Annotated in this window: 21 protein-coding genes; 11 read left to right on the forward strand and 10 right to left on the reverse strand. The window is 75.9% G+C overall.

From position 1 onward, the window contains the following. Positions 1-123: 123 nt before the first annotated feature. Positions 124-1,896 (reverse strand): DEAD/DEAH box helicase, encoded by a 1,773-nt coding sequence (locus FZ988_RS12335; RefSeq protein WP_149204322.1) that lies wholly within the window; start codon positions 1,894-1,896, stop codon positions 124-126. A gap of 269 nt (positions 1,897-2,165) precedes the next feature. On the opposite strand from FZ988_RS12335, the gene FZ988_RS12340 reads away from it, so the two are divergent. Continuing rightward, complete coding sequence (locus tag FZ988_RS12340; RefSeq protein ID WP_149204323.1) at positions 2,166-2,873, forward strand: ferritin-like fold-containing protein; 708 nt, start codon at positions 2,166-2,168, stop codon at positions 2,871-2,873. A gap of 24 nt (positions 2,874-2,897) precedes the next feature. Here FZ988_RS12340 and FZ988_RS12345 read toward each other — a convergent pair whose 3' ends face one another. After that, positions 2,898-3,122 (reverse strand): DUF3107 domain-containing protein, encoded by a 225-nt coding sequence (locus tag FZ988_RS12345; protein ID WP_149204324.1) that lies wholly within the window; start codon positions 3,120-3,122, stop codon positions 2,898-2,900. 100 nt (positions 3,123-3,222) lie between these two features. Next, a complete protein-coding gene (locus FZ988_RS12350; protein ID WP_246169463.1) occupies positions 3,223-3,876 on the reverse strand; it encodes a TetR/AcrR family transcriptional regulator in 654 nt (217 codons plus the stop codon). 83 nt (positions 3,877-3,959) lie between these two features. Here FZ988_RS12350 and FZ988_RS12355 point away from each other — a divergent pair, with 83 nt between their 5' ends. The 3 genes from FZ988_RS12355 to FZ988_RS12365 all read left to right on the forward strand — a co-directional run bounded on the left by FZ988_RS12355 (position 3,960) and on the right by FZ988_RS12365 (position 11,614). After that, a complete protein-coding gene (locus FZ988_RS12355; protein ID WP_246169464.1) occupies positions 3,960-4,937 on the forward strand; it encodes a DUF3152 domain-containing protein in 978 nt (325 codons plus the stop codon). 72 nt (positions 4,938-5,009) lie between these two features. Beyond that, positions 5,010-8,189: an ATP-dependent helicase gene (locus FZ988_RS12360; protein ID WP_246169465.1), complete on the forward strand. Its 3,180-nt coding sequence runs from the start codon at positions 5,010-5,012 to the stop codon at positions 8,187-8,189. After that, entirely contained in the window at positions 8,186-11,614 is a 3,429-nt protein-coding gene (locus tag FZ988_RS12365; protein WP_149204326.1) for an ATP-dependent helicase, read from the forward strand. The genes FZ988_RS12360 and FZ988_RS12365 overlap by 4 nt, the downstream gene beginning before the upstream one ends. Positions 11,615-11,694: 80 nt before the next feature. Here the strand turns inward: FZ988_RS12365 and FZ988_RS12370 are convergent, their stop codons facing one another. Continuing rightward, positions 11,695-12,954 (reverse strand): phosphotransferase, encoded by a 1,260-nt coding sequence (locus FZ988_RS12370; RefSeq protein WP_223145122.1) that lies wholly within the window; start codon positions 12,952-12,954, stop codon positions 11,695-11,697. Positions 12,955-13,223: 269 nt separating this feature from the next. On the opposite strand from FZ988_RS12370, the gene nudC reads away from it, so the two are divergent. Then, complete coding sequence (nudC, locus tag FZ988_RS12375) at positions 13,224-14,225, forward strand: NAD(+) diphosphatase (RefSeq protein ID WP_246169466.1); 1,002 nt, start codon at positions 13,224-13,226, stop codon at positions 14,223-14,225. A 24-nt stretch (positions 14,226-14,249) separates the two neighbouring features. Here the strand turns inward: nudC and FZ988_RS12380 are convergent, their stop codons facing one another. Continuing rightward, positions 14,250-14,519, reverse strand: a complete 270-nt coding sequence (locus FZ988_RS12380; protein WP_149204328.1) for a mycoredoxin — start codon at positions 14,517-14,519, stop codon at positions 14,250-14,252. Positions 14,520-14,647: 128 nt separating this feature from the next. Here FZ988_RS12380 and FZ988_RS12385 point away from each other — a divergent pair, with 128 nt between their 5' ends. From FZ988_RS12385 to FZ988_RS12395, 3 genes are all read left to right on the forward strand, one after another. Next, positions 14,648-16,696: an ATP-dependent helicase gene (locus tag FZ988_RS12385; protein ID WP_149204329.1), complete on the forward strand. Its 2,049-nt coding sequence runs from the start codon at positions 14,648-14,650 to the stop codon at positions 16,694-16,696. Between the two features lie 201 nt (positions 16,697-16,897). Beyond that, positions 16,898-17,083, forward strand: coding sequence for a hypothetical protein (locus FZ988_RS12390; protein WP_149204330.1), 186 nt, complete (start codon positions 16,898-16,900; stop codon positions 17,081-17,083). Between the two features lie 140 nt (positions 17,084-17,223). Further along, positions 17,224-17,580, forward strand: a complete 357-nt coding sequence (locus tag FZ988_RS12395; protein WP_149204331.1) for a WhiB family transcriptional regulator — start codon at positions 17,224-17,226, stop codon at positions 17,578-17,580. Positions 17,581-17,582: 2 nt separating this feature from the next. On the opposite strand, the gene FZ988_RS12400 is transcribed toward FZ988_RS12395, so the two are convergent. Next, positions 17,583-18,749: a ThiF family adenylyltransferase gene (locus FZ988_RS12400; protein ID WP_188079085.1), complete on the reverse strand. Its 1,167-nt coding sequence runs from the start codon at positions 18,747-18,749 to the stop codon at positions 17,583-17,585. A 126-nt stretch (positions 18,750-18,875) separates the two neighbouring features. Next, the gene (locus FZ988_RS12405) at positions 18,876-19,031 is read right to left on the reverse strand and encodes a DUF5679 domain-containing protein (protein ID WP_149204333.1); all 156 of its coding nucleotides are present in this window, start codon (positions 19,029-19,031) and stop codon (positions 18,876-18,878) included. 309 nt (positions 19,032-19,340) lie between these two features. On the opposite strand from FZ988_RS12405, the gene FZ988_RS12410 reads away from it, so the two are divergent. Beyond that, positions 19,341-20,003: a M48 metallopeptidase family protein gene (locus FZ988_RS12410; RefSeq protein ID WP_188079090.1), complete on the forward strand. Its 663-nt coding sequence runs from the start codon at positions 19,341-19,343 to the stop codon at positions 20,001-20,003. Positions 20,004-20,015: 12 nt separating this feature from the next. On the opposite strand, the gene FZ988_RS12415 is transcribed toward FZ988_RS12410, so the two are convergent. Together FZ988_RS12415 and FZ988_RS12420 are read right to left on the reverse strand one after the other, a co-directional pair. After that, positions 20,016-20,588, reverse strand: coding sequence for a TetR/AcrR family transcriptional regulator (locus FZ988_RS12415; RefSeq protein WP_149204334.1), 573 nt, complete (start codon positions 20,586-20,588; stop codon positions 20,016-20,018). A 4-nt stretch (positions 20,589-20,592) separates the two neighbouring features. Continuing rightward, positions 20,593-21,177, reverse strand: a complete 585-nt coding sequence (locus FZ988_RS12420) for a sugar O-acetyltransferase (RefSeq protein WP_149204335.1) — start codon at positions 21,175-21,177, stop codon at positions 20,593-20,595. Positions 21,178-21,293: 116 nt separating this feature from the next. Here FZ988_RS12420 and FZ988_RS12425 point away from each other — a divergent pair, with 116 nt between their 5' ends. Beyond that, positions 21,294-22,571 (forward strand): MFS transporter, encoded by a 1,278-nt coding sequence (locus FZ988_RS12425; protein ID WP_223145123.1) that lies wholly within the window; start codon positions 21,294-21,296, stop codon positions 22,569-22,571. On the opposite strand, the gene FZ988_RS12430 is transcribed toward FZ988_RS12425, so the two are convergent. Beyond that, positions 22,568-24,097: a zinc-dependent metalloprotease gene (locus tag FZ988_RS12430; protein WP_149204337.1), complete on the reverse strand. Its 1,530-nt coding sequence runs from the start codon at positions 24,095-24,097 to the stop codon at positions 22,568-22,570. The genes FZ988_RS12425 and FZ988_RS12430 overlap by 4 nt on opposite strands. 77 nt (positions 24,098-24,174) lie before the next feature. On the opposite strand from FZ988_RS12430, the gene FZ988_RS12435 reads away from it, so the two are divergent. Next, positions 24,175-25,386 carry an NAD-dependent epimerase/dehydratase family protein gene (locus FZ988_RS12435; protein ID WP_246169467.1) on the forward strand — a complete coding sequence of 404 codons (1,212 nt, stop codon included), beginning with the start codon at positions 24,175-24,177 and terminating at the stop codon, positions 25,384-25,386. The last annotated feature ends 11 nt before the right edge of the window (positions 25,387-25,397 follow it).

Genomic DNA, 25,397 nt, shown 5'->3' on the forward strand with positions numbered 1-25,397 from the left:
CACGCGTCGCGGTCGGGCCGGACCGCCTGACCGGTCCGTGCGTCCGGCCCGGCCCGCCCGCGAGCCCCGGGAACGACGAAGGCCGGCCCCGCCGAGGCGGGTGCCGGCCTTCGTGACGTGCGTTCAGCCCTCGGCGGGTGCGCCGCCCTCGGCGGGTGCGCCGCCCTCGGCGGGTGCGCCGTCGGACTCGCCGGCCGGGCGGCCGCTGCGGGTGCGGCGGCGGCTCCGGGTGCGCGAGCGGGCGCGGCCCTCACCGGGTGCCCCGTCGGCGGTGCGCTCGGCCGCGGGGGAACCCTCGGTGCCCGCGCCCTCAGGCTGCCCCGTGCCCTCGGCGGAGGCGCCGTCCTGTGCACCGCGCCGACGACGCTCGCCGCGCTCGGGACGGTCGTCACCCGTGCGGGCGCCCTCGCCGCGGCCCCGGCCACGGCCGCCGCGCTCCGACTTGTCCTCGCGCCCGCGCTCACCGGAGCGGCCGGAGCGTGCGCCGCCGTCGGCGTGACCGCTCTTGCCGTGCCGCTTGCCGGTCTCGCCGAGGTCCTCGAGCGTCTCGGCGTCGAGGCCTGCGCGCACCTGGGCCGCCTTGGGCAGCCGGCCCTTGGTGCCCTCGGGGATGTCGAGGTCCGTGTAGAGGTGCGGCGAGCTCGAGTACGTCTCGACGGGCTCCGGGTAGCCGAGGTCGAGCGCCCGGTCGATGAGGCCCCAGCGCGGCATGTCGTCCCAGTCGACGAACGTCACGGCCGTGCCGGTCCGGCCCGCGCGGCCGGTGCGGCCCGTGCGGTGCAGGTACGTCTTCTCGTCTTCGGGGCACTGGTAGTTGACGACGTGCGTGACGTCGTCGACGTCGATGCCGCGGGCCGCGACGTCGGTCGCCACGAGCACGTCGATCTTGCCCGTGCGGAACGCCCGGAGCGCCTGCTCGCGGGCACCCTGGCCGAGGTCGCCGTGGATCGCACCGGCGGCGAACCCGCGCTCCGCCAGGTCGTCGGCGACCTTCGCGGCGGTGCGCTTGGTCCGGGCGAAGACGATCGTCAGGCCGCGGCCGCGTGCCTGGAGCAGGCGTGCGAGGACCTCGACCTTGTCGAGCGCGTGGGCGCGGTAGACGACCTGCTTGATCGCCTTGAGCGTCGCGCCGTCGTCGTCCGGGTCGGTCGCGCGGATGTGGGTCGGCTGCGTCATGTAGCGGCGGGCCATCGCCACGACGGCGCCCGGCATGGTCGCGGAGAACAGCATGGTGTGGCGCGAGGCGGGCGTCTTCGCCAGGAGCTTCTCGACGTCGGGCAGGAAGCCCAGGTCCAGCATCTCGTCGGCCTCGTCGAGCACGACGGTGCGTGCGCGGGCCAGGTCGAGGATGCCCTGGTTCATCAGGTCGATCATGCGACCGGGCGTGCCCACCACGACCTCGACGCCGCGGCCGAGGGCCTCGACCTGGGGCTCGTACGCGCGGCCGCCGTAGAGCAGCACGATGCGGACCGAGCGGTGCTTGGACGCCGTCGTCAGGTCGCCAGCGACCTGCACGGCGAGCTCGCGGGTCGGCACGATGACCAGCGCCTGCGCCTTGCCGGGCGCGGGGAGCTCGTCGAAGCCGTCCTCGCCGGGGGAGACGACGTGCTCGAGCAGGGGGATGCCGAACCCGAGGGTCTTGCCGGTACCGGTCTTCGCCTGGCCGATGATGTCGTGCCGGGACAGGGCGACCGGCAGGGTCATCGCCTGGATCGGGAACGGGTGGGTGATGCCGCCGTCGGACAGCGCCCGGACGATCTCCTCGCGGATGCCGAAGTCGGCGAACGAGGGGTTCTGGTCGCTCTGGACGGACTGCGCGGTGGCCTGGGGAGCGGTCGCGACCTGCTCGTCAGGTGCCCCGGCACCTGCGGCGCCGGGCTCGGTGGTGGTGCTCATGGTGTCCTCGTCGTGTCGGCCCGACGGGGCCACACGCCTCCGCGCGGCGAGTGTGCTCGCCGCACCGGGAGCGGGCCGCGCCGTGGGCGGGGGCCGGCAGCCGATCGTGGAAGGCGCCGCCCTGGCTGGCATGCACGCGCGTGGCGCGCACCCCGCGGGCGAGGATGTCGGGACGACCGGTCAACCGATGTACGGACCCACCCTATCGGACGGCCCGCCGCACGTCCGGGAGGGTGAGTGCGCCGTCGGGCGAGGGCTAGCCTGGCGCGATGACGACAGTCCCGCCCGAGAGCCCGCCCACCCCGTCGACGTCGCCCGTCCCGGTGGACCAGGACGCGTGCCTCGCGGTGCTCGGGATGCTCGCGTACAGCGAGCTCGCGGCGTTCTCCCGGCTCGCGGCCGACGCGGCGCTCGCCCCCGACCTGGGGCAGCGGCTCGAGCTGAGCCGCCTCGCGGGGGTCGCGCTGACGAACCTCGACGCGATCCGCGCCCGCGTGGGTGAGCTCGGGGGCGACCTCCAGCCCGTCATGCGGCCGTTCGCCGGCGTGCTGGTCGAGTTCGACGGCCGGACGGTGCCGAGCACGTGGTGGGAGCGGCTGCTCAAGGGCTACGTCGGCTACGGCGTCGCGGACGACTTCAGCCGGATGGTCGCGCAGGCGCTCGACCCGCAGACCCGGGACCTCGTGGTGGGCGTGCTGTCCGACGACGGGCACGCGCAGCTCGTGGTCGACGCCCTCGCCCGCGCGTGCGTCGCCGACCCGACGCTCGCGTCGCGCCTCGCGCTCTGGGGCCGTCGCCTCGTCGGCGAGGCGCTCGGCGTCGTGCAGAACGTCGTCGCCGACCACACCGAGCTCGAGGCGCTCCTCGAGCGTGCCATGGCGGACGTGCCCGGCAACGGTGACGCTCAGCAGAAGCTGTTCGCCGCGCTCACCGCGGAGCACTCGCGCCGGATGGAGCGGCTCGGCCTGACGCCCTGACCGGGCGCCCGGCCCCGTCGGGCCTCAGATGTTGTGGAAGCCGACCTTGCGCGTCTCGTCGCCGCCGATCTCGACGTAGCCGACGACCCCCGCGGGCACGACCACGTGCCGGCCGCGCGAGTCGGTGAACTCGAGGGGAGCGCCGACCTCGAGGGCCTTGAGCACGTCCTTCGTCACCTTCTCGGAGGTCTGGTCGGTCTCCAGCACCAGCTCGCGGGCCACGTGCTGCACCCCGATCGTGATCTCCACGTCTCATCGCCTCCACACCTCGTCGGCCGCGGATCCGGCTCGTCGCGCCATCCTAGGCAGGCCAGGCCGCCGATCCGCACCTCCTGGCCGCCCTGTCCGCTCAGGGCGGATCGGCGGGCCCTGGGCGCTCGCGAACGAGCCCCGCGACGCCTCGCCACGCGAGCTCGGTGACGAGGTCGACCGTCTCCTCGACCCCCACGTGGCCGGACCGGTAGCGCGCCGTGGCCGCGACGCGCACCATCCCGACGAGCGCGCTCCCGAGGAGCGCCGCCTGCTCGAGGGAGAGGCCCGCGAGCTCGCGCAGCGCCCGGCCGATGACCTCGGCGGCGTCCGCGGACGCGCGTTCGACGCGGGCCCGCACCACGTCGTCGTGCGTCACGTCGGACTCGAAGAGCAGGGAGGAGGACTCCCCGGCGTGCTCGACGAACTCGACGTACGCCTGGACGACGGCGCGGACCACGGCCCGGCCGTGCGCCGGGGCGTCGGCCTGCCCGACGGCGCCAAGGGCCTCGTCGACGGCCGCGACGAGCGCCTCGCCGCGGTGGTCGACCACGGCGAGGTAGAGGTCGAGCTTCGAGGGGAAGTGGCGGTAGAGGACGGGCTTGCTCACCGCAGCCTGCTCCGCGATGTCGTCCATCGACACGTGGTGGAAGCCCTCGCGGGCGAAGAGGTCCTGGGCGACCGCGAGCACCTGGGCGCGGCGCGCGTCCCGGGTCATCCGGGCGGCGCGGGGACGGTGCGCGGCGTCGGTCACCCGCCGATGCTATCGACGGGCGGACCGCGGGCCCGTCGGCCGCCCGGTGCACGGCAGGCCCGCGCGGATGTCACCATGGACCGGTGACCGAGCCCCACTCGTCCGGATCCCACGCGGTCCGGACCTCCCCACGGCGCCACGCGCGGCGTCGCGCGGCGCAGGGGCTCGTCACGCCCAGGTTCGGGGCGCCGACGCTCGCGGTGGGTGTCGCGCTCGCCCTCGCCGCCGGGGCGGGCGCCGGGTCGCTCGTCGGGCGAGGGCCCGCGGACGTGGTGCTCGACGCCACCGGGGTCGAGGCCGCGCAGGTCCAGGCTGCGGAGGTCGAGGCCCCGGCGCTCGCGGCCGGGAGCCCGTCCGAGCTGCTCGGGGCAGACGTGCGCGAGGACCGCGAGGGAGCCGTCGCCCGCTCCGCCGCGCGTGACCCGCTGCCGGACGCCACCCCCGCGGCCCCGGTCGGCATCGACCCAGTCGCCGTGGACGCGGCGGGGCTCACGTTCGCGGACCGCCAGGCCGGCCTGCTCGCCACGACGGTGCAGGACGCGGCCGACGGTGAGCTCGTCGTCGTCGCGGGCTCGACCCCCGCGCCCTTCCCGGACCGGGCCGTGACCACGATCAGGGTCGAGGTCGAGGCCGGTCTGCCCGTCGACGGCGCCCTGTTCGCGGAGACGGTCATGGCGACCCTCAACGACCCGCGCGGCTGGGGCGCCGACGGCTCGGTGAGCTTCGCCCGGACGGACGGCCCCGCCGACCTGCGGGTGGTGCTCGCGTCGCCCGACCTGGTGGACGAGCTGTGCGCACCGCTGGACACGGTCGGCCAGTACTCGTGCGGGACCAAGGGCCACGCGGTCCTCAACCACATGCGCTGGGTGCAGGCGAACCCCGAGTTCCCCGACAAGGCCCAGTACCGCCAATACCTCGTCAACCACGAGGTCGGTCACCTGCTGGGGCACCGGCACGTCGAGTGCCCCGCCCCTGGCGAGCGCGCCCCGCTCATGCAGCAGCAGACCGTCGGGGTCGCGCCGTGCCAGCCCAACGGGTGGCCCTTCCCCGACGCTGCGTGAGCCGCCCCGGGTCGGTGGCCCCGTGCCGGGGTGGCAGCCGCTGTGTCGGACGCCCGTGATGGGATCGGCCGCGTGACGTTGACCCTTGCCCCGCCGGCGCCGCCCGGCGCGTGGCCCGAGCCGGACGCCGAGCAGCGCCGCGTGCTCGAGCACCGGGGGCCGGCGCTCCTGGTCCGGGGTGCCGCAGGCTCGGGCAAGACGACGACGGCGCTCGCGTCCGTCGCGCAGCGCGTGCTCACGGGTGAGGTCGCGGCCGAGTCGGTGCTGCTCCTCGCCCCGACGCGACGTGCCGCGGCCCGGCTGAGGGACGAGCTGTCCGCGCACGTGCGGCGCACGGCCGGCCAGGCAGTGGTGCGGACGCCGTCCTCCGCGGCCTTCTCGGTGCTGCGCGCACGTGCGGCGCTCCTCGGTGAGCCTGCGCCCACGCTCATCAGCGGTCCCGAGCAGGACCTGGTGCTCGCCGACCTCCTCGCCGGTCACGCCGAGGGCGAGGGGGCCGCCGTGCGGTGGCCGGCGCGGGTCCCCACGGGCGCGCTGGGGCTCAGGGCGTTCCGCGACGAGCTGCGCGACCTGCTCATGCGCGCGGCCGAGCGCGGTCTGCGTCCCGTGGACCTCGCCCGCCTGGGTGACGCGCACGGGCGCCCGGAGTGGTCGGCGGCAGCAGCCGTCTACGAGGAGTACCTCGACGTGACGCGCCTGCGCTCGGGCACGCCCGACGCCGGTGCCCGGTTCGACGCGGCGGTCGTGGTCGACGAGGCCGCGGAGGCGCTGCGCGCGTGGGACGCGGAGGTGCCCGGCGCGCCGCGGCCGGGCTGGCGGCTCGTCGTCGTGGACGACTACCAGGAGGTCACCGCCGCGACCGCACGCCTGCTCCATGCGCTGCGTGACGACGGTGCGGACCTCCTCCTGCTCGCGGACCCCGACGCCGCGGTGCAGACGTTCCGCGGCGCGATGCCCGCCCTCGTGGAGCGGGCGACCGTCGGGCCGGCGGGCAGCGAGCTCGGCGCCTTCGCCGCCGACGAGTTCGTGCTCGGCCGGGTGTGGCGGCACGGGCCCCGGCTGCGTTCCGTGGCGCGCGCCGTCACGGAGGAGATCCGGGGTGCGGGCCGCCGGCACCGCGAGGCGGCTGCCGCCGTCGAGGTCGCGGACGACGTGCGGGTCGCGTTCCTGCGCTCACCCGCCCAGGAGGCGGCGTACGTCGCCTACACGCTGCGGTCCGCACGGCTGCACGAGGGGGTCCCCTGGAGCCGGATGGCCGTCGTGGTCCGCTCGGGCGGGCAGGTCGCCGAGCTCCGGCGGGCGCTGCTCGCGGCTCAGGTGCCCGTGGCGGTGGTCGGCAGCGACGTCCCGCTCCGCGCGGAGCCGGCGGTGCGCCCGCTCCTGCTCGCGCTCGGCTGCTTGCTCGACCCCGCGACGCTCACCGCGGACGTCGCGGCGCAGCTCCTCGGCTCACCCCTGGGCGGCATGGACGCGGTCGCCCTGCGCCGGCTCCGGCGGTCCCTGCGCGCGGAGGAGCTCGCCGGGGGCGGGGAGCGCACCAGCGACGTCCTGCTCGTCGAGGTCCTCGCCGACCCCGACCGGGCCGCGACCCTGCCGAGCCAGGTGCGCCGCCCCGTGCGGCGCCTCGCGGAGGTCCTCGCGGCCGGTCGTGGTGCGCTCGACGCCGCGTCGCCAAGCGTCCTCGAGGTGCTCTGGGCCCTGTGGTCCACGGCAGGGCAGGCCGACGCCTGGCGTCGGGCGGCGCTCGTCGGCGGACCTGGCGGGGCCCGCGCGGACCGTGACCTCGACGCGGTGCTCGCGCTCTTCAAGTCGGCCGAGCAGTTCGTCGACCGGCTTCCCCAGGCGCCCGTCGCCGCGTTCCTCGAGCACCTCCAGTCCCAGGACCTGCCGGCGGACTCCCTCGCGGCGCACGGCGACGTCGGCGAGTCGGTCGCGCTGCTGACGGCAGCGGGGGCCGCCGGGGGCGAGTGGGACGTCGTCGTGGTCGCCGGCGTCCAGGAGGGCGTCTGGCCCGACTTGCGCCTGCGTGACTCGATGCTGGGTTCCCAGCACCTGGTGGACGTCCTGGCCGGGCGCGCGCTGCCGGGCGACGACCGCGGAGCCGGGGCCGCCGAGGCGCGGGCCGCGGTGCTCGACGACGAGCTGCGGGCCTTCGCCGTCGCGGTCTCGCGTGCGCGGCGACGGCTCCTCGTCACCGCGGTCCAGGACACGGACCACCAGTCGTCCGCCGTCATCGACCTGGTCGACGCGGGCCCCGGCGAGGCCGCCGTCGACCCCCGGCTCACGGCCGTGCCGCCCGCGCTCGACCTGCGCGCCGTCGTCGCGCAGTGCCGGGCCGAGCTCGAGGCGCTCCCGGACGCGTCCGGCGACCACCCTGCGGCCGTCCTGCTCGCCCGCCTCGCCCAGGAGGGCGTCCCGGGTGCGCGCCCGGAGCACTGGTACGGCGCGGGCGAGCTCTCGACGCGCTCGCCGCTGTGGCCGGACGACGGGCCTGTGCCGCTCTCGCCGTCCAAGCTCGAGTCCGCCTCCACGTGCGCCCTGCGCTGGGCGCTCGAGGCCGCGGGCGGCACGGCCGCCGACTCGGGGGAGCAGTCGCTCGGCACGCTCGTGCACGCGGTCGCCGCGGCCCTGCCCCGGGGGACGGAGGAGGAGCTCGCCGCGCTCCTGGACGAGCGCTGGGGGGAGCTCGGGCTGCCGGAGGGGTGGGTCGGTCAGGTCCAGCGACGCCGGGCGGCGTCGATGGTGCGCCACCTCGCCGCGTACCTGCGTGCCGCGGGCGAGCCGGTCGGCGTCGAGGAGCCGTTCAGCGTCGAGATCGGGCGTGTGCTGCTGCGGGGCACGGTCGACCGGCTCGAGCGCGTCGACGACGGGCCCGACGGTGCCGCCCGGGTCCGTGTCGTGGACCTCAAGACGGGCAGGTCGCCCGTGGGGAAGGACGACGCGGCCCGGCACGCCCAGCTCGGTGCGTACCAGGAGGCCGTCGCCGCCGGCGCGTTCGAGTCCATCGACGCTGCCGCGAGCGGTGGCGCGGCGCTCGTGTACGTGGGGACCAAGAACAAGAGCTGGACGGGCCGGGAGCAGGTCCCCCTCGACCAGGACGCGGAGCCGGGGTGGGCGCGCGCGCTGCTCGAGGACGTCGCGCGGACGGTGAGCGCGTCCACGATGGCGGCGACGAGCAACGACCTGTGCCGCACGTGCCCGGTGACCCGCTCGTGCCCGGTCCAGCCCGAGGGGCGCGTGGTGGGCTCATGAGCGTCGCGACGGCCGTCGCCGGTCGGGCCGGACGGGACGGGGAGCGGGACGTGCTCGGCGCGGTCGACATCGCGCGGCTGCTCGACCTGCCGGACCCGACACCCGAGCAGGTCGCGATCATCGAGTCGCCGCTCGAGCCGCTGCTGGTCGTCGCGGGCGCCGGGTCGGGCAAGACGGAGACGATGGCCGCGAGGGTCGTCTACCTGATCGCGAACGGCATGGTCGAGCCCGACCGGGTCCTCGGGCTCACGTTCACGCGCAAGGCCGCCGGCGAGCTGTCGGAGCGGGTGCGCCGACGCCTGCGGGCCCTGCGCGCGGCGCGGGAACGGCGCGGCGCCGGCGGGGCCCTCACCCTCGTCGTGCCGACCGTCTCGACGTACAACTCCTACGCGGCAGGCCTCGTCGGGGACCACGCGCTGCGCCTCGGCCTCGAGCCGTCCGCGCGGCTGCTCGGTGAGGCGGGTCGCTGGCAGCTCGCCCACGAGATCGTCGAGCGCTGGTCGGACGACCTCGGGGTCGACCTGGCGCCGTCGACCGTGACCGCCGCGGTGCTCGACCTCGCCGGGGCACTCGCCGAGCACCTCGTCGAGCCCGCGGCGCTGCGGGCGGAGGCCGAGCGCCTCCTCGACGCGACGACGGACCTGCCGCCCGGGGACCGGCTGCGGGCCAAGGACCGGGACCTCGTCCGGGACGTGCGGACGTCGCTCCAGCTCCGCGCGCGCCTCGTCGACCTCGTCGAGGCGTTCACCGCCCGCAAGCGGCAGGACGACCTCATCGACTTCGCCGACCAGGTCGCCCTCGCCGCACGGCTCGCCCGCGAGGTGCCGGACGTGGGCGCCGCGGAGCGCGCGCGCTTCGGCGTCGTGCTGCTCGACGAGTACCAGGACACGTCGGTGGCCCAGCTCGAGCTGTTGCGCCACCTGTTCGGCGGGGCGTCCGGCGACGGTGTCGGGCACCCCGTGACGGCCGTGGGCGACCCCCACCAGTCGATCTACGGCTGGCGCGGGGCGAGCGCCGGCGGCCTCGAGCGGTTCCCCGCCCAGTTCCCCGCCCGCACCGCGGAGGGGACCGTGCGGCCCGCCGCGCAGCTCGCCCTGTCGACCTCGTGGCGCAACGACCAGGCGGTCCTGCGGGCCGCCAACCGCGCGGCCGAGCCGCTGCGCCGGCTCGCCCTCGCCGGGGCCTCGCCCGTGGACCTCCCCGTGCTGCGAGCGAGGCCGGGTGCGGGCCAGGGCTCGGTCGCCGCCGCCTACCTCGAGACCATCGAGGACGAGGCGCGGGCCGTCGCCGAGTTCATCCGTGCGCGCCGCACCGACGACGGTGGTCCGCCGGTGACGGCGGCGGTCCTGTGCCGCAAGCGGTCGCAGTTCCCGGTGCTCCAGGCGGCGCTGATCGAGGCCGGCCTGCCGGTCGAGGTCGTCGGGCTCGGAGGCCTCCTGAGCACGCCCGAGGTCGTCGACCTCGTCGCGACGCTCGAGGCGGCGCACGACCCGTCGCGCGGCGACTCCCTGATGCGGCTGCTCACCGGGCCCCGGGCACGCCTCGGTCTCGCCGACCTCCATGCGCTGGGCGACTGGGCGGCGCAGCTCGGCAGCCCGGACGCCGCCCGCCGTGACCGGAGCGCCGCCCGCGACGTCGTCGACGAGCACAGCATCGTCGACGCCCTGGACGCGCTGCCGCCGCCGGGCTGGGTCAGCAGCCGCGGCAGGTCGCTCAGCGAGGTGGGGCGCGCGCGCCTCGAGGAGCTCGCGGGCGTGCTGCGGACCGTGCGCAGCCACGCCTTCCTCCCCGTGGTCGACCTCGTCGCGGAGGCGGAGCGCGTGCTCGGCCTCGACATCGAGGTCGCCGTGCGGCCCGGAGTGGGGCCAGCGGCGGCGCGCGCGAACCTCGACGCCTTCCGGTCGGTCGCGGCGTCGTTTTCCGACGGCCTCGACGGCGGCACGCTCGGCGCCTTCCTCGCCTGGCTCGTCGCGGCGCAGCGCGAGGAGCGCGGGCTCGAGGCTCCGGTGGCCGAGATGGACCCCACCGCCGTCCAGCTCCTCACGGTCCACGCCGCGAAGGGCCTGGAGTGGGACGTCGTGGCGGTGCCCGGGCTCGTCGAGCGCACGTTCCCCATGGCGCCCCGCACGTCGGGCTGGATCAAGGACCACGGTTCCCTGCCGACGGCCCTGCGCGGGGACCGGGACAGCCTCCCGGACGTGGACGTCGTCACGGCGCCGGACGGCACGGAGCTCGCACGCCGGCTCGAGGCGTACCGCGCCGAGCACGCGGAGCACCAGCAGGGCGAGGAGCGTCGCCTCGCGTACGTCGCCCTGACCCGTGCGCGTCGGGACCTTCTCGTGTCCGGCTCGTGGTGGCGCGACGGGTCCCGGCCGACCGCGCCGTCACCGTTCCTCACGGAGCTCCTGGAGGACGACGCCGGCGAGCCGGTCGCGCACGTCGAGGCGTGGGCTCCCGACCCGAGCGCACCCGACGAGTCGGGCGCCCTGCGGACACCCGTGCGCCCGGCACCACCGGCCACCGACGCACCCGTCTGGCCGGGTGAGCACGCCTACCCCGCCCAGCGTCACGAGCGGATCGAACGCGCCGCCGACGCGGTCCGGGACGCGGCGCGCAGGCTCGTGCACGGCGCTTGCCCTGACACCGCGTCCCCGGACACCGCGTCGAGTCAGGACACCGTGTCGAGTCAGGACGCCGGTCCGGTCCAGACGCCCGCCACGCGCGGCCGGGCGGCGCGCGACCTGGCGGAGGTCGCCGAGCTCCTGCTCGAGGAGAGGCGTCGGGGCAGCCTCGAGCGGTCCAGCGTCGCGCTGCCCGCGCACCTGTCGGCGTCGGCACTCGTCAGGCTCGCGGCGGACCCCGACGCGTTCGCCCTCCAGCTCCGGCGGCCCGTGCCGCTCGCGCCGTCCACCAGCGCACGCCGCGGTACCGCCTTCCACGCCTGGGTCGAGCGCTACTTCGGCTCCGCCGCGCTCGTCGACGTCGACGCCCTGCCCGGTGCCGACGACGCGACGGCCGACGACGGCGAGGACCTCGCCGAGCTCCGCGAACGGTTCCTGGCCTCCGAGTGGGCCGGTCGCACACCCCTCGCGGTCGAGGTCGACATCGAGACGCCCGTCGGGGGCGTCGTCGTGCGCTCACGCATCGACGCGGTGTTCCCCGAGCCGGACGGGGGAGTCGTCGTCGTCGACTGGAAGACCGGCCGCCCACCCACCGACCCCGCGTCGATCCGCAGCCGCGAGATCCAGCTCGCCGTCTACCGCCTCGCCTGGTCGCGCTGGAAGGGGCAGCCCCTGGACCAGGTCCGGGCCGCGTTCTTCTACGTCTCGACCGGGACCACCGTCACACCCACGACGCTCGTGGGAGAGGATCAGCTCGAGGCCCTCCTCACCTCGGACGCCACCCGGCAGGCCGGGCAGCCCTGACGGCGTGGCACCGGTGGGCGCACAGCCCTGACGGCGCGGCACCGGTGGCCGGGCAGCCCTGACGGCCGCGTGCGAGTCGGTCAGCCCTGCTCGGCGTCGTCCTTGCTGCGCCTCTCCTCGTCGAGGTCGGGCGCGCCTGCGTCGGCCTCTTCCGAGGCGGTCAGGTCCGGGGCCGGGGCGTTCCCTGCGTGAGCCGCGTCCCCCGGTGCACCGGCGCCGTCGGGACCGTCACCCTCGGGCGAGGCGCCGGGCGCATCGGTCTCGGGCGCGTCGTCGAGCGACGAGGCGTCGGGCGAGGCATCGTCGGTCCCGTCGTCGAGCGCGTCGTCGTCGAGCACGCCGTCGTCGTCGAGCACGTCGTCGTCGTCGCTGCCGCGGGCCGCGGTCTGCCTGGACGGGCCGGGCGCGCCATCGGGCCCGTGCGCGGTGTCGTGGGTGTGCTCGTCGAGCTCGACGAGCATCGCCCGCGCGTCCTGGACGATCTCCTCGTCGCCGGTCCGGACCCCGTGGAGCAGCCACCGCGCGAGGGCCAGCTCGCCGGCGAGCAGCGCGCGCGCCGCGAGGTGGTGGTCCGAGAGCTCGGTGCGGCGCAGGCTGTACGCCTCGAGGATCGGGTCGACGGCCTCCTGCGGGGCCGCGACGAGCAGCCACGCGAGGTCGTCCGCCGGGTCGGCCACCTTCGCCTCGGACCAGCCGAGGATGCCCGTGGGTGCGTCGGCCGAGCACAGCACGTGCTCAGCGGACAGGTCGCCGTGGACGACGGTCGGCTGGAAGCGCCACAGCGCGACGTCCTCGAGCGCGCGCTCCCACCGGCGCAGCAGGGTCACGGGCACGTGCCCGGTGCCCGCCGCCTCGTCGACCTCCGCGAGCCGGCGGCGTCGGTACGCGTCGGCGTCGTACACGGGGAGGCCCGCGTCCTCGATGGTGCTGTGCGGGAGCTCGTGGAGCGCGGCGATCGCGCGTCCCACGGCCGCGGCGAGCCCCGGGCCCGGGCCGAGGTTCTCGAGCCGCAGGGGGCGCCCGGGCAGCTGCGGGTGCACGACGGCGCGGCCGCCCTCCGGCAGGGGCGCGAAGCCCGCAGGGCGCGGCACGTCGAACGGGATGCGGCCCGCGTCCGCGTGCGTGACGAGCGCCTCGAGCAGCGCGACCTCGGCCTCGAGCGCGGCACCGGCCGCGGCGTTCTGGGGGGCCCGGACGACCCAGCGCCGCCCCTGCGCGTCGATGACGACGGCGGTGTCGACGTCACCGCTCGGGTGCGCCGGTCGACGGACGTCGAACGCGTCGAGACCGGGGATCGCGACCGTCGAGAGGGCGGCGAGGGCGAGGGGTGAACGGGGCACGGAGCCACGGTAGGCGCCCCCGGGGGGCGGGGCCCGCCGCGCGGCGGGCGTGTCCGGATTCTCACGGCCCCCAGCCCAGCGCAGCGCCCCGCGCCCGGGGTCGACGACCGCCTGTCACGGCCGCCGGCTCCGGCCGCCTGCCCCGACCGCCTGCCATGACCGCCGGCTCCGACCCGCGGCCCCGACCGCCGGCCCAGACCGCCCGCCACGGGCGGGCCGGGGGTGGACGCCGGGGCGCCGGGACCGCCCGTGGCCGTACGGTGACCGGCGTGGACTGGTCCCGACTCCCGCTCGCCCGCGCCACCGTCGACCGTGCCGCGCACCGTCGCACGGAGCCCGACCTGCTGTCGCGCGCGTGGGCCGCGCCGACGACGCGCGTGCTGCTCCTGAGCGGTGGCCGCCTGCTGGCGCGCGGCGAGGACGTGCCGGGCAACCCGCGCCCGAGCGTCGCGCTCGACCTGCGCTCGCCCGAGCAGCTGCACGACGTGCTCGGGCACGCGCTCCCGTCCGCGCCGGGCGTGCTCGTCGTGTTCCTCGGCGAGGGTCCGCAGGGCGAGGCCTACCTCGCGTGCGCGTTCGACGACGCCCGCGGCGCGTCGGTCGGCCTCGAGGGGTTCCCCGACGCCGGTGGGCCCGTGGACCTCGCGGTCGAAGGGTCCCGGTGGGTCGTGCTGCGCGACGTCGGGCACGCGCTCGACGACCACGACGCGGGCCTGGCCGCCGCCGCCGTCGGGCTGACCGCCTGGCACGAGCGGCACCCGCGGTGCGCACGGTGCGGCGCGCCGACGGTCCCGGCCCAGGCCGGGTGGGTCCGCACGTGCACGGCCGACGGCAGCGACCACTACCCGCGCACCGACCCCGCGGTGATCATGGCCGTGGTGGACGACGCCGAGCGGCTGCTGCTCGGGCACGCGGTCGCCTGGCCGGAGCGGCGGTTCTCGACGCTCGCCGGCTACGTGGAGCCGGGGGAGTCGCTCGAGAGCGCGGTGCGGCGCGAGGTGGCCGAGGAGGTGGGCGTCGTCATCGGCGACGTCTCCTACCGCGGCAGCCAGACCTGGCCGTTCCCGGCGTCGCTCATGGTCGCGTACGTCGCGCAGGCCCTGAGCACCGAGATCACGGTCGACGGCGTCGAGGTGACGGATGCGCGGTGGTTCACGCGCGCCGCGCTCGCCGAGGCGGTCGCGAGCGGTGAGGTGCTGCTCCCCATGCGGACGTCGGTCGCGCGGGCGCTCATCGAGGAGTGGTTCGGCGGCACGCTGGGCGACGCCTGACCCGGGACCGTCCGCGCGCGCGGGTTACTGCGCGAGGCGACGCGTGACCTCTGCGAGCGACGGGTTGGTCGCCGCGGTGCCGTCGGGGAACAGCAGCGTGGGGACGGTCTGGTTGCCGCCGTTGACCTGCTCGACGAAGCCGGCGGCGCCGGGCTGCTCCTCGATGTCGACCTCGGTGTAGACGACGCCGGCCGCGTCCATCTGTGACTTGAGCCGTCGGCAGTACCCGCACCACGTGGTTGTGAACATCGTGACCGTGCCGGGGGCCGGCGGGGCGGTGGGCGAGCTGGTCATCGAGGTCCTCGGGGTCGGGTGCGGGTCTCGCAGACCCTAACCATCCGGGGCTCCCGACGCTTCCCGTGACCGTGGCGGACCGCCTGGCGTGCGAGGAGTGTCGGCGCAGCCTGCCAGACTCGGCCCCGATGTCCGCCGACCAGCTCCTCGAAGCCCTCGACCCCGACCAGCGTGAGGTCGCCTCCGCCGTGACCGGTCCCGTGTGCGTGCTCGCCGGCGCAGGCACGGGCAAGACGCGCGCGATCACGCACCGCATCGCCTACGGCGTCCGCACGGGCACGTACGCGCCGACGAGCGTCCTCGCGGTCACGTTCACCGCCCGGGCCGCCGGTGAGATGCGCACGCGCCTGCGCGAGCTCGGGGTGGGCGGGGTCCAGGCGCGCACGTTCCACGCGGCGGCCCTGCGCCAGCTCTCGTTCTTCTGGCCGCAGGTGGTCGGCGGCGCGCCGCCGCGGATCCTCGAGCACAAGGCGCCGGTGGTCGCGCAGGCCGCGACGGGCCTGGGGCTCGGCGTCGACAGGCTGAGCGTGCGGGACCTGTCCTCGGAGATCGAGTGGTCCAAGGTCAGCCTCGTCTCGGCCGACGACTACGTGCGGGCTGCGTCCGCGACGGGACGCCCGGCGCCCGCCGGGTACGACCGTGCGACCGTCGCCAGGCTCATCGCGGCGTACGAGGAGGCCAAGGACGCGCGCGGGGTCATCGACTTCGAGGACGTCCTGACGATGCTCGGTCACATGATCGAGAGCCGGCGCGACATCGCCGAGACGGTGCGCGGCCAGTACCGGCACTTCGTGGTCGACGAGTACCAGGACGTGTCGCCCGCGCAGCAGTACCTGCTCGACCAGTGGCTCGGGGGCCGCCACGAGCTGTGCGTCGTCGGCGACCCGAGCCAGACGATCTACTCGTTCACGGGTGCGACGCCGCACCACCTGCTGACGTTCGCGGAGCGCCACCCGGACGCGCGCGTCGTGCGCCTCGTGCGTGACTACCGGTCGACACCGCAGGTCGTTGACCTGGCCAACCGGGTGATCGCGGCGGCGTCGGGCCGGCGTCGCTCGGCGGGCCTCGAGCTCGTCGCGCAGCGCCCGTCCGGGCCCCCGGTGGGCTACACGGTGTACGACGACGACGATGCGGAGGCCGCCGGGGTCGCGGCCCGCATCGGCCGGCTCGTGGCCGCGGGCACCCCGGCGCGGGAGATCGCTGTCCTGTACCGGACGAACGCGCAGTCGGAGGCCTTCGAGCAGGCGCTCGCGGACGCCGGCATCGGCTACCTCGTCCGTGGGGGCGAGCGGTTCTTCGCGCGCAAGGAGGTGCGCGACGCGATCGTCCTGCTGCGTGGCGCCGCCCGGTCGATGGCCGACGTGCCGATGCCCCAGGCCGTGCGCGACGTCCTCGCGTCGGCCGGCTGGAGCCCCGAGGCCCCGGCGGCGCGAGGAGCCCTGCGCGAGCGCTGGGACTCGCTCCAGGCGCTCGTGACCCTCGCCGACGACCTCGCCGCCCGCGAGCCGGCCACGGCGACGCCGGCCGGAGACGAGCCGGTCTCCGGGGCACCGGCGCGGGGCGCCGCGAGTCTCGTGGACCTCGTCGCGGAGCTCGACGAGCGCGCCTCGGCCCAGCACGCGCCCGCGGTGGAGGGTGTGACGCTCGCGTCGCTGCACGCCGCGAAGGGCCTCGAGTGGGACGCGGTGTTCCTCGTCGGGCTCAGCGAGGGCCTCATGCCGATCTCCCTCGCCGAGACCGACGCGGCCGTCGCGGAGGAGCGGCGCCTGCTCTACGTCGGGGTGACCCGCGCCCGGGAGCACCTCGAGCTGAGCTTCGCCCGGTCGCGCGCACCCGGGGGGCGGGCGAGCCGCAAGCGTTCGCGCTTCCTCGACGGCCTGTGGCCCGACTCGGGCGGCTCCCGCCGGACGGGTACCTCCGGCCGTGGCGGCGCGACGCCCGCGCTCGGCGGGGACCATGACCCCGTCCTGTACGAGGCGCTGCGCGAGTGGCGGCAGCAGGTCGCGCTCGAGACGGACAAGCCCGCCTACACCGTGCTCGTGGACGCGACGCTCAGCGGCATCGCCCAGCTGCGCCCGGCGTCGGTCCGTGAGCTCGCGCGCATCCCGGGCATCGGCCCCGCGAAGATCGACCGGTTCGGCCCCGCGCTGCTCGCGATCGTGGCGGCGCACCGCTGAGAACGGGACCTGAGAACGGGCCCGCCGACGGGCCGTGCGGCGCCCCGACGGGTGCTCGTGAGGATTGGCTGAAGTTCGACGAGATTGCCTCGGTTATTCGGTTGTGCCCGCCCGGAGCGCGGGCCTAGGGTTTCTCACGTCCTTGTTGGAGGTCGGGCCGAAGAGGCCCAGGACCTGGTCGGAGAGGGGGTGGGTGCACTGATGGAGACGATGACAGTGGTGACGTTCGCATCGACCGCTGCGGCATACGTGCCGCGTCCTGCCGCGCCCATCCAGTCCCCGTTCCAGGGGAGTGGTGTGCCCGCGGGCTTCGGCCGGCAGCGCGATCTCAAGCGTGGCGTCACCACCGCCGAGCACGACTCCGTCATGGGGGGCATACCGGTCTGACCGACCGGAGCCACACAGGCCGCGGAGTCCACTCGGGACCCGCGGCCTTCGCATTTCTCCACCGTCTGGTGGTCAGCGAAGCACCCGCCGTTCCCGGCACCGAAAGACCAGCTGATCAACTCCGGACCTAGGAGGACCTCGTGCGGCTCACCACGCTGCTCGACACGCTCAACCAGGGCGGATCGGGCCCTTGGCCCGTCCCGTCCACGACCCCGACGCCTCCGAGCGACGACGACACCTTCGACCAGCTGGTCGCCACACTCATCCCGTGCCGCGAGTACGACTCTGAGCTGTGGTTCGCCGAGCGGTCGGCTGACGTCGAGCTGGCCAAGTCCCTGTGCCAGCAGTGCCCGATCCGCGAGGGCTGCCTCGCGGGTGCTCTCGCACGCGAGGAGCCCTGGGGTGTCTGGGGCGGCGAGGTCTTCGTCGGCGGGGTCGTCGTCGCGCGCAAGCGCGGCCGGGGACGCCCCCGCAAGGACGAGTCCTCGGCGGCCTGACCTCAGCTGACCCCGGCGCGAACCGCGCCGGGGTCAGCCGTCTCCGGGGCCGGGTGGCGCGCCCGCTCGTCCCACCTGGGCGGTGCGCTCGCCGGCGCCGGTACCGCGACGCAGCCGCAGTCAGGGTGCGCGGCCCACCTCATGTGGTGCGGCAGCAGGTCGGGCAGGCGGAGCTCGATCGCCCCGTCGCTCACCGCGCAGGGGCGCCCGTCCAGGTGCGCGAGCACCTGTGCGGCGGCGATCGCCGCGGCGACGGAAGCCATGGCGGTCTCCTCGTGGCGGGGCCCCCGGCGCGCCACGAGCTGGGCGGCGAGCACCGGCCAGCGGTCGTCACGGTCGGTCCGGTGCAGGTCGACGCACCGCAGGCACGCCGTCGCGCCGGGACGTACGAGCGGGCCCACGAGCACGGACGCCTCCCGCACGACGACGGACAGGTGCGGGACGTCGTCGCTCAGCAGCGCGCGATAGCCGACGGGGTCGGCTGCGTCGTGCTCCACCAGGACGACGAGGTCGACGCGAGCCGCAGGGGCGTTCGCGATCGTCACCGTCGGCGCCGCGTCGAGCACGACCCGCGCGACCGCGCCCGCCCGCGAGCGTCCGATGTCACGTGCGGTCAGCCCCGCTCCGACGTCGTGCCGGGTCACCGCGCCGGGGTCCTCGAGGTGCAGGGTGCCCACGCCCGCCGAGGCGAGGGTCACGGCGATCCCTGTGCCGAGCCTGCCCAGGCCGCGCACGCGGACGCTGGTGCTTGCGCGCGGACGCACCGACCGGTGCCTCTCGCTGCCCGGGACGACAGCCTCGTCGAGCAGCGACCACGTCTCCTCGTCGGGGCGCGGGTCCGGCCCGGGGAGCGCTGTGAGCAGGTGCGCCGCGCCGAGGTGGTCGAGGATCGCGTCGACTCCCTCGCGCCCGACCCCTGCTGCGGTCAGGGTGCGACGCAGCGCGCGCGTGGTCACACCCGGGGGTGCATCGGTCAGGACGCGCGCGGCCGTCGGGTCGAGGTCGGTGAGCACCACGGACCACCGGGGGTCGGTGCCGACCTGCACCTCGGTGGGACCGCGCCACAGCAGCCGCAGCCCGGGCCGCAGCCTGAGCTCGGCATCCACCGAGCCGATGGCCGTGTGCCGCCGGGCTCGCCTGGTGGCGACCTCGTCCAGGAGCCCGTCCACGGCCCCACCTCCCCCTGTGCGTCCAGAGGTCCATGCTCGCGTGCCGGACGCCGCTGCGGAGGTTCTCCACAGGCGTCCCCGGACATGCGAAAGGCGGCCCACCAGGGGCCGCCTTTCGTCGGGCTCTCAGGCCTTGCCGAGGATCCGGTTCAGCTTGGTGCCGCAGACCGGGCAGATGCCCTTTGCCATCTTGCGACCGTTGGCGACGACGACGTCACCCTCGGCCTCACGCTTCTCCTTGCACTTCACGCAGTAGAACTCACCCTTGTAGGTCTCGGCCATGAGGAATCTCCGTTCAGAAGGCTTGCGCACCGGACGTGATCGACCCGGCCGGCTTCGTGAGCCGCGACCAGGTCTGGTCGGGCGTCACCGTGCACCGACAGCGTAGTGGCCGCACGCACGCGTGTCCGGTCGGGACGCCCCGCGGCGCGTCGCGGCGAGCACGAGCGTGCCGCGGTGACGCCCTCGTGGGGGTCGACCGCGCGGACGCGTGCGGCGCGCGGGCCGGTCTGCACCCGCGGGTGCGCCGGTGAGCACGCCGCGGGGGATACCGTCGTCCCCGTGGCTGAGAAGCGCGCGGCAGGGGCGCCGCTGGATGCCGCCGTCGCGGCTGCCCTGGAGCACGTCGAGGTCCGGCGGAGCCGCCGGCGTGTGCGGACGGTGACGGCCTTCCGCGAGGGCGGGCACATGGTCGTGGCGATCCCCGCGCGGTTCACCCGCACGCAGGAGCGGGAGTGGGTGCGCCGCATGGTGACCAAGCTCGCGACCCAGGACCAGCGCCGGCGCCCGTCCGACGAGCAGCTCGCCGCGCGTGCCGCGGACCTGTCGCAGCGCTACCTCGGTGGCCAGGCGCACCCCACGAGCATCACGTGGTCGGGCAACCAGGGCCGCCGGTGGGGGTCGTGCACCCCGACCGAGGGCACCATCCGGATCTCGACTCGCGTGCGCGGCATGCCGCGGTGGGTCCTCGACTACGTGCTCCTGCACGAGCTCGCGCACCTGCTGCAGGCCGGGCACGGGCCGGAGTTCTGGGCGCTGCTCGACGCGTACCCGCGCACGGAGCGCGCCCGGGGGTTCCTCGAGGGCTTCGCCTACGCGTCCGACGCCGTGGACGACGACGACGCGCACGAGGACGGCGCGCACGAGGACGAGACCCACGACCACGAGGCTCGCGAGGACGACGCGAACGACGACGAGGCTCGCGAGGACGAGGGGCACGGCGGCGAGACCGGTGGAGAGGCGACGTCGCCGTAGCCCGGCGTGGTGCTAGCGGGCGGTGATGCGCGCGACGGCGACCTCGACCTCGCGGCGGTCGCGGGCCTGCGAGTCGAGAGCGCGGTGGATGGTGAGGCCCTCGATGAGGGCGTCGAGCATCCGGGCGGTCTCCGGGTCGAAGTGGCGCTCCAGGGCGGCCCGGCTGCGTCCCATCCACGCGGTGGTGATGGACCGGAAGGCGGGCTCGCGCGCAGCGAGGGTGTAGAGCTCGTGGGACAGGACGAGCTCCCGGTCGTCGCCGAAGACGTCCTCGAGGATGATCGCGACGACGGCCTGCCGGGCGAGCTCGGGGTCGGTCGCTGCGGCCATCCGGCGTTCGAACCTGTCGCTGATCATCGTGGCGAACCGGGTGAAGGCGGCCTTGAGGAGGTCGTCCATGCCGTCGAAGTAGTACGTCATCGCGCCGAGGGGGACGCCGGCCGCAGCGGCGACCTTCCGGTGGGACGTGCCGGCGACACCGGAGCGTGAGACGAGGTCGAGGCACGCGTCGATGATCCGGTCGCGTCGCTCGGGGTCGTTGCGGCGGCCGAGCCGCGAGCCCGGTGGACGCTCCTGGGCGGCCATCGAGCTACCCGATGGCCCGGACGACGCGCGCGGGGTTCCCGACGGCGAGGACGTTCGGCGGGACGTCCTTGGTCACCACCGAGCCGGCACCGATCACGGAGTTCTCGCCGATGGTGACCCCCGGGCACACGATGACCCCGCCGCCCAGCCACACGTTGTCCTCGATCGTGATGCGCTGCGCGGCCTCGAGCTTGTCCCGGCGTGGCTGCGGGTCGATCGGGTGCGTGGGCGTCAGGAGCTGGACGTTCGGGCCGATCTGGCAGTCCTCGCCGATCGTGATGGTCGCCACGTCCAGCGCCGTGAGGTTGTAGTTGACGAAGGTGCGTGCGCCGATGTGCAGGTTCTCGCCGTAGTCGACGAACAGCGGCGGGTTGACGTGGGCGCCCTCGCCGAGGGTGCCGAGCAGGTCGCGGAGGATCGCTCGGGCTCCGGGATCTTCGACGACCTCGGCGCGGTGGTACGCGTCGGCGAGCCGGACCCCGCGCCGGTGCAGCCGCTCGTTCTCAGGATCGTCGGCGATGTAGTGATCCCCGGCGAGCATGCGTTCCCGGTTGGTCCGCGGGTCGCCGGCGAAGTGGTCCGTGGGCATGGGCGTCAACCTACAGGCCGATGTGTACGACCGTCCACAGAGTGTGTACGCTCGTACCACCGTGGCCGGGACGGTCGCGCGTCCCACGTGCCCCGCGAACGGGAGACCACCGAGCCGTGTACTCACTCCTCCTGGCGATCATCTACATCGCCTTCGTCAGCCTCGGGCTCCCGGACTCCCTCATCGGCTCGGGCTGGCCGGTCATGCACCAGGACCTCGGTGTGCCGGTGGCCTTCGCGGGCCTGGTGACCATGATCATTGCCGGCGGCACGATCCTCTCCAGCCTCGCGTCGGAGCGCGTCACGCGCCGGTTCGGCGCCGGCGCCGTCACGGCCGTCAGCGTCGGGCTGACCGCGGCGGCCCTCGTGGGCTTCTCCGTCTCCGGCTCGTTCTGGCTGGTGTGCCTGTGGGCCATCCCCTACGGGCTGGGCGCCGGCGCGGTCGACGCGGCCCTCAACAACTACGTGGCCCTGCACTACGCCGCGCGGCACATGAACTGGCTGCACAGCTTCTGGGGCCTGGGCGCCTCGATCAGCCCGTTCATCATGAGCCACGCGCTGACCTCCGGTGCCGGGTGGTCCAGCGCCTACCGGGTCGTCGGCCTCATCCAGGTCGTGCTCACGTTCGTGCTGATCGTGAGCGTGCCGCTGTGGGGGAGGGTCAACCCGGTCGTCCCGGCCGCGCGCGCACGAGCGACCGGCGAGGTGCACGACGCCGGGACGGAGCCGTCAGGGAGGGGCCGTGCCCACGTCCCGCTCGCGCACGCGCTGCGGATCCCGGGCGTCGTCCTGATCCTGATCGCCTTCTTCGCGTACTGCGGGCTCGAGAGCACGACGATGCTGTGGGCGTCGACGTTCCTGGTCACCGACCGCGGGGTCACCCCTGGGACGGCGGCCGCGTTCGCCTCGCTGTTCCTCCTGGGCATCACCTGCGGGCGCTTCCTGGCCGGCTTCTTCGCCGACCGTGTCGGCGACCGGCAGCTGATCCGCGGCGGCTTCGTGACGGTCGGCCTGGGCGTCGCCCTGCTCGCCCTCCCGGTGCCGACCGACGCGCTCGCGCTCGTCGGGCTCGTGGTCGCGGGTCTGGGGTGCGCGCCCGTCTACCCGGCGATCATCCACTCCACCCCCGTCAACTTCGGCCGCGGGAGCTCGCAGGCGGTCATCGGCGTCCAGATGGCCGCCGCCTACACCGGCTCGACGCTCGCGCCGCCGCTCTTCGGCGGGATCGCAAGCTGGACGGGGATGTGGGTGCTCCCGCTGTTCCTGGCGGCGCTCGTCGCGCTGGGCCTGGTCATGTCCGAGCGGCTCAACCGCCTCGTCGACCACCGGCCGCGCAGCGACGAGACGTCCCGCCCGCGTCAGGGCGCGCCGTCGTCCCCGGGAGACGCGCCCTAGCTGCGCGCCTCGGGCGTCCCGGGAGCCTCGTCCGGGGTTCCCGGCTCCTCGGGGTCCGGCGCTGGCCCGGCCGACGCGTCGGGTGCGTCTGCGGCGTCGTCCGAGCCGAAGATCTCCGCGAGCGCGCGGTCGAGGTCCGCGTGGTCGGAGCTGGCCTCCGCGCGCCGGGCTGCGTACCCGCTCGGGTCGTCGAGGTCCTCGCCCGTGGGCAGCAGGTCGGGGTGCCCCCAGACGGCGTCGCGCGCGGACGTGCTCCCGTCGCTCGTGATCTGCGCCCACAGGCGGGCGGCGTCGCGGGAGCGGCGGGGGCGCAGCTCGAGGCCCACGAGGGTCGCGAACGTGTCCTCGGCGGGACCGCCCGCGGCGCGGCGGCGGCGCATCATCTCGCGCAGCGCGGCGGTGTGGGGCAGGTGGGGGGCGGCCGCTGCGGCGGTGACCTCGTCGACCCAGCCCTCGACGAGCGCGAGCGCGGTCTCGAGGCGCAGCAGCGCGGCGTCCTGGTCGGGTGTCGTGCCGGGGGCGAAGACGCCGCCGGAGAGCGCCGACTGCAGCGCGTGCGGGTCCGTGACGTCGATGGACCGGACGGCGTCCTCGAGCGTCTCCATGTCGATGCGGATGCCGCGCGCGTAGGCCTCGACGGCGCCGAGGAGGTGCCCGCGGAGCCAGCCGACGTGCGTGAAGAGCCGTGCGTGCGCGGCCTCACGGATCGCGAGGAACAGGCGGACCTCGTCGGCCGGGGCGTCGAGCCCCTCGGCGAACTGGGCGACGTTGCGGGGCAGGAGCACGACGCCCGGGCCCTCGGTGAGCGGGATCCCGATGTCGGTGCTGCCGAAGACCTCGCGGCTGAGGGTTCCGGCGGCCTGGCCCACCTGCATGCCGAAGACGGCGCCGCCGAGCTGGCGCATCATCTGGCCGGCACCTGCCCCGGTGCCCTCGGTGCCGGGCATCCCGGTGATCGCGGTGAGGCCCTCGGCCTGCGGGCCCAGCGAGGCTGCCAGGGCGTCGGCGACGGAGGTCGCGACGGGGCCGGCGAGCGCGTGCCACGCGCCGAGGGTGTGCTCGACCCACTCGGACCGGCTCCATGCGCGCACGGGTCCGCCCGACGGGGGGAGGTCGGTCGCGGCGTCGAGCCAGAGCTCCGCGACCGAGAAGGCGCTCGTGACCTCGCGACGCTGCGCCTCGTTCACGGACGGGTCGCCCTCGGCGACGGCGGCCTGCCGGGCGAGGTCGCGCGCGAGGTCCCAGTTGACGGGCTGGTCGCCCGAGGACGCGAGCATCCGCTGGACCTGGGCGAGGATCTGGCCGAGCGCCGCGGGGTCGTCGGGCAGGCCGGCTGCGGCGGCGAGCCCGGCGAGGTCCACGGGTGCGCCGTCGGGTCCCGTCAGCCCGAGCCCCTCGAGGCCGCCGCGCTCCGCGAGCTCCTCGAGCACGGCGTCCGCGTCGGGGCCGAGGACCTGACGCAGGAGCTGCTCCCACTGGGGCGGCACACCTCGGCCAGGATCGTTGTCGGGTGGCGGTGTGCTCATCGGAACTCCTGGGACGATGGGCCGGGGACGTGACCACGGTAACCACCAACGGCGGCCGGAGGAGGGGGGCGGAGGCGATGTCGGGCAAGGTTCGCTCTGGGCGCAGCGCCCGTGCCGGCGACGCGTCGTGCGGCCTCGTGCCGCCCGACGGTCCGGGCGACGTCGTCGTGATCGGGCGTGGCCCGCTCGCTGCCGCAGTCGTCACGCGGTTCGCCGCACCCGGCGCGTGCGCGGACGGCCTGCCCTCCGCCGGCGGTGGGCCCGACGACGCAGGCGACCGGCCGGGCGCGGCCGGTGGGCCCGGGCGAGGTGCCCGCCACGGGATCGTGCGCGCCGTCCCGGACCTCCCGGGCACGGCCCCCGAGGAGGCGCTCGTCGGGGCCGCCGTCGTGGTGCTGGTGTGCGACGACGCCGACCTGTCCCTCGCGGGCCCGGGGACGCCGGGCGCGGGCGGGGCGGGCAGCGCGGCCGAGGCGCAGGACCGTCGCACGGCGATGGTCCACCAGGCGCAGCGCGTCCTGACCGGGGCGCGGCTGGCCGGGGTGCGCCAGGTCGTGGCCATCACCTCGGCGATGGTCCACGGTGCCGGGCCGGGTCGCCCCGTCATCACCGACGACGAGGAGCCGATGACCGTGCCCGGCGAGGGGCAGGTCGGGGACCTCGTCGCGGTCGAGTCGGTGCTGGCCCGTGCGGCCTCGGCGCCCGGCCCCGGCCCGGCGGTCATGGTGCTGCGGCCGGCCGCCGTCGTCGGGCCGGGAGTGGACACCCTGGTGACCCGGCACTTCGCGGCGCCCCGGCTCCTGAGCGTGCGGGGCGGCGACCGGACGTGGCAGCTGGTGCACGTGGACGACGTGGCGTCGGCCGTGGAGGTCGCGGTGCGTGAGGGCTGGTCCGGGTCGGCGACGGTGGCGGCAGACCCGGTGCTCGGGGCCGCGGACGTCGTGCGCATCTCCGGGATGCGGCGCGTCGAGCTGCCGGCGAGCACCGCGTTCGCGACGGCCGAGCGCCTGCACCGGGTCGGGGCGCTGCCCGCCCCGGCGGACGGGCTCAGCTATGTCGTCTACCCGTGGACGGTCGACCCGGCCCGGCTGCGCGCCGCAGGCTGGGCGGCGGCGCACGACGGCGAGGCGTGCCTGCGCGTGCTGCTCGAGACGGTCCGGGGGCGGGTCTCGCTCGGCGGCCGGCCCCGCGGCGGGCGGGACGTGGCGTGGAGCGCGGCCGGGGCTGCGGTGGCGGCGCTCGGGACCGCGGCGATCTGGCGGCAGGCGCGGCTGAGGCGGTACGGCTGAGGCGCCGGGGA

It is taken from the genome of Actinotalea subterranea, assembly GCF_008364845.1.
Lineage (GTDB): Bacteria > Actinomycetota > Actinomycetes > Actinomycetales > Cellulomonadaceae > Actinotalea > Actinotalea subterranea.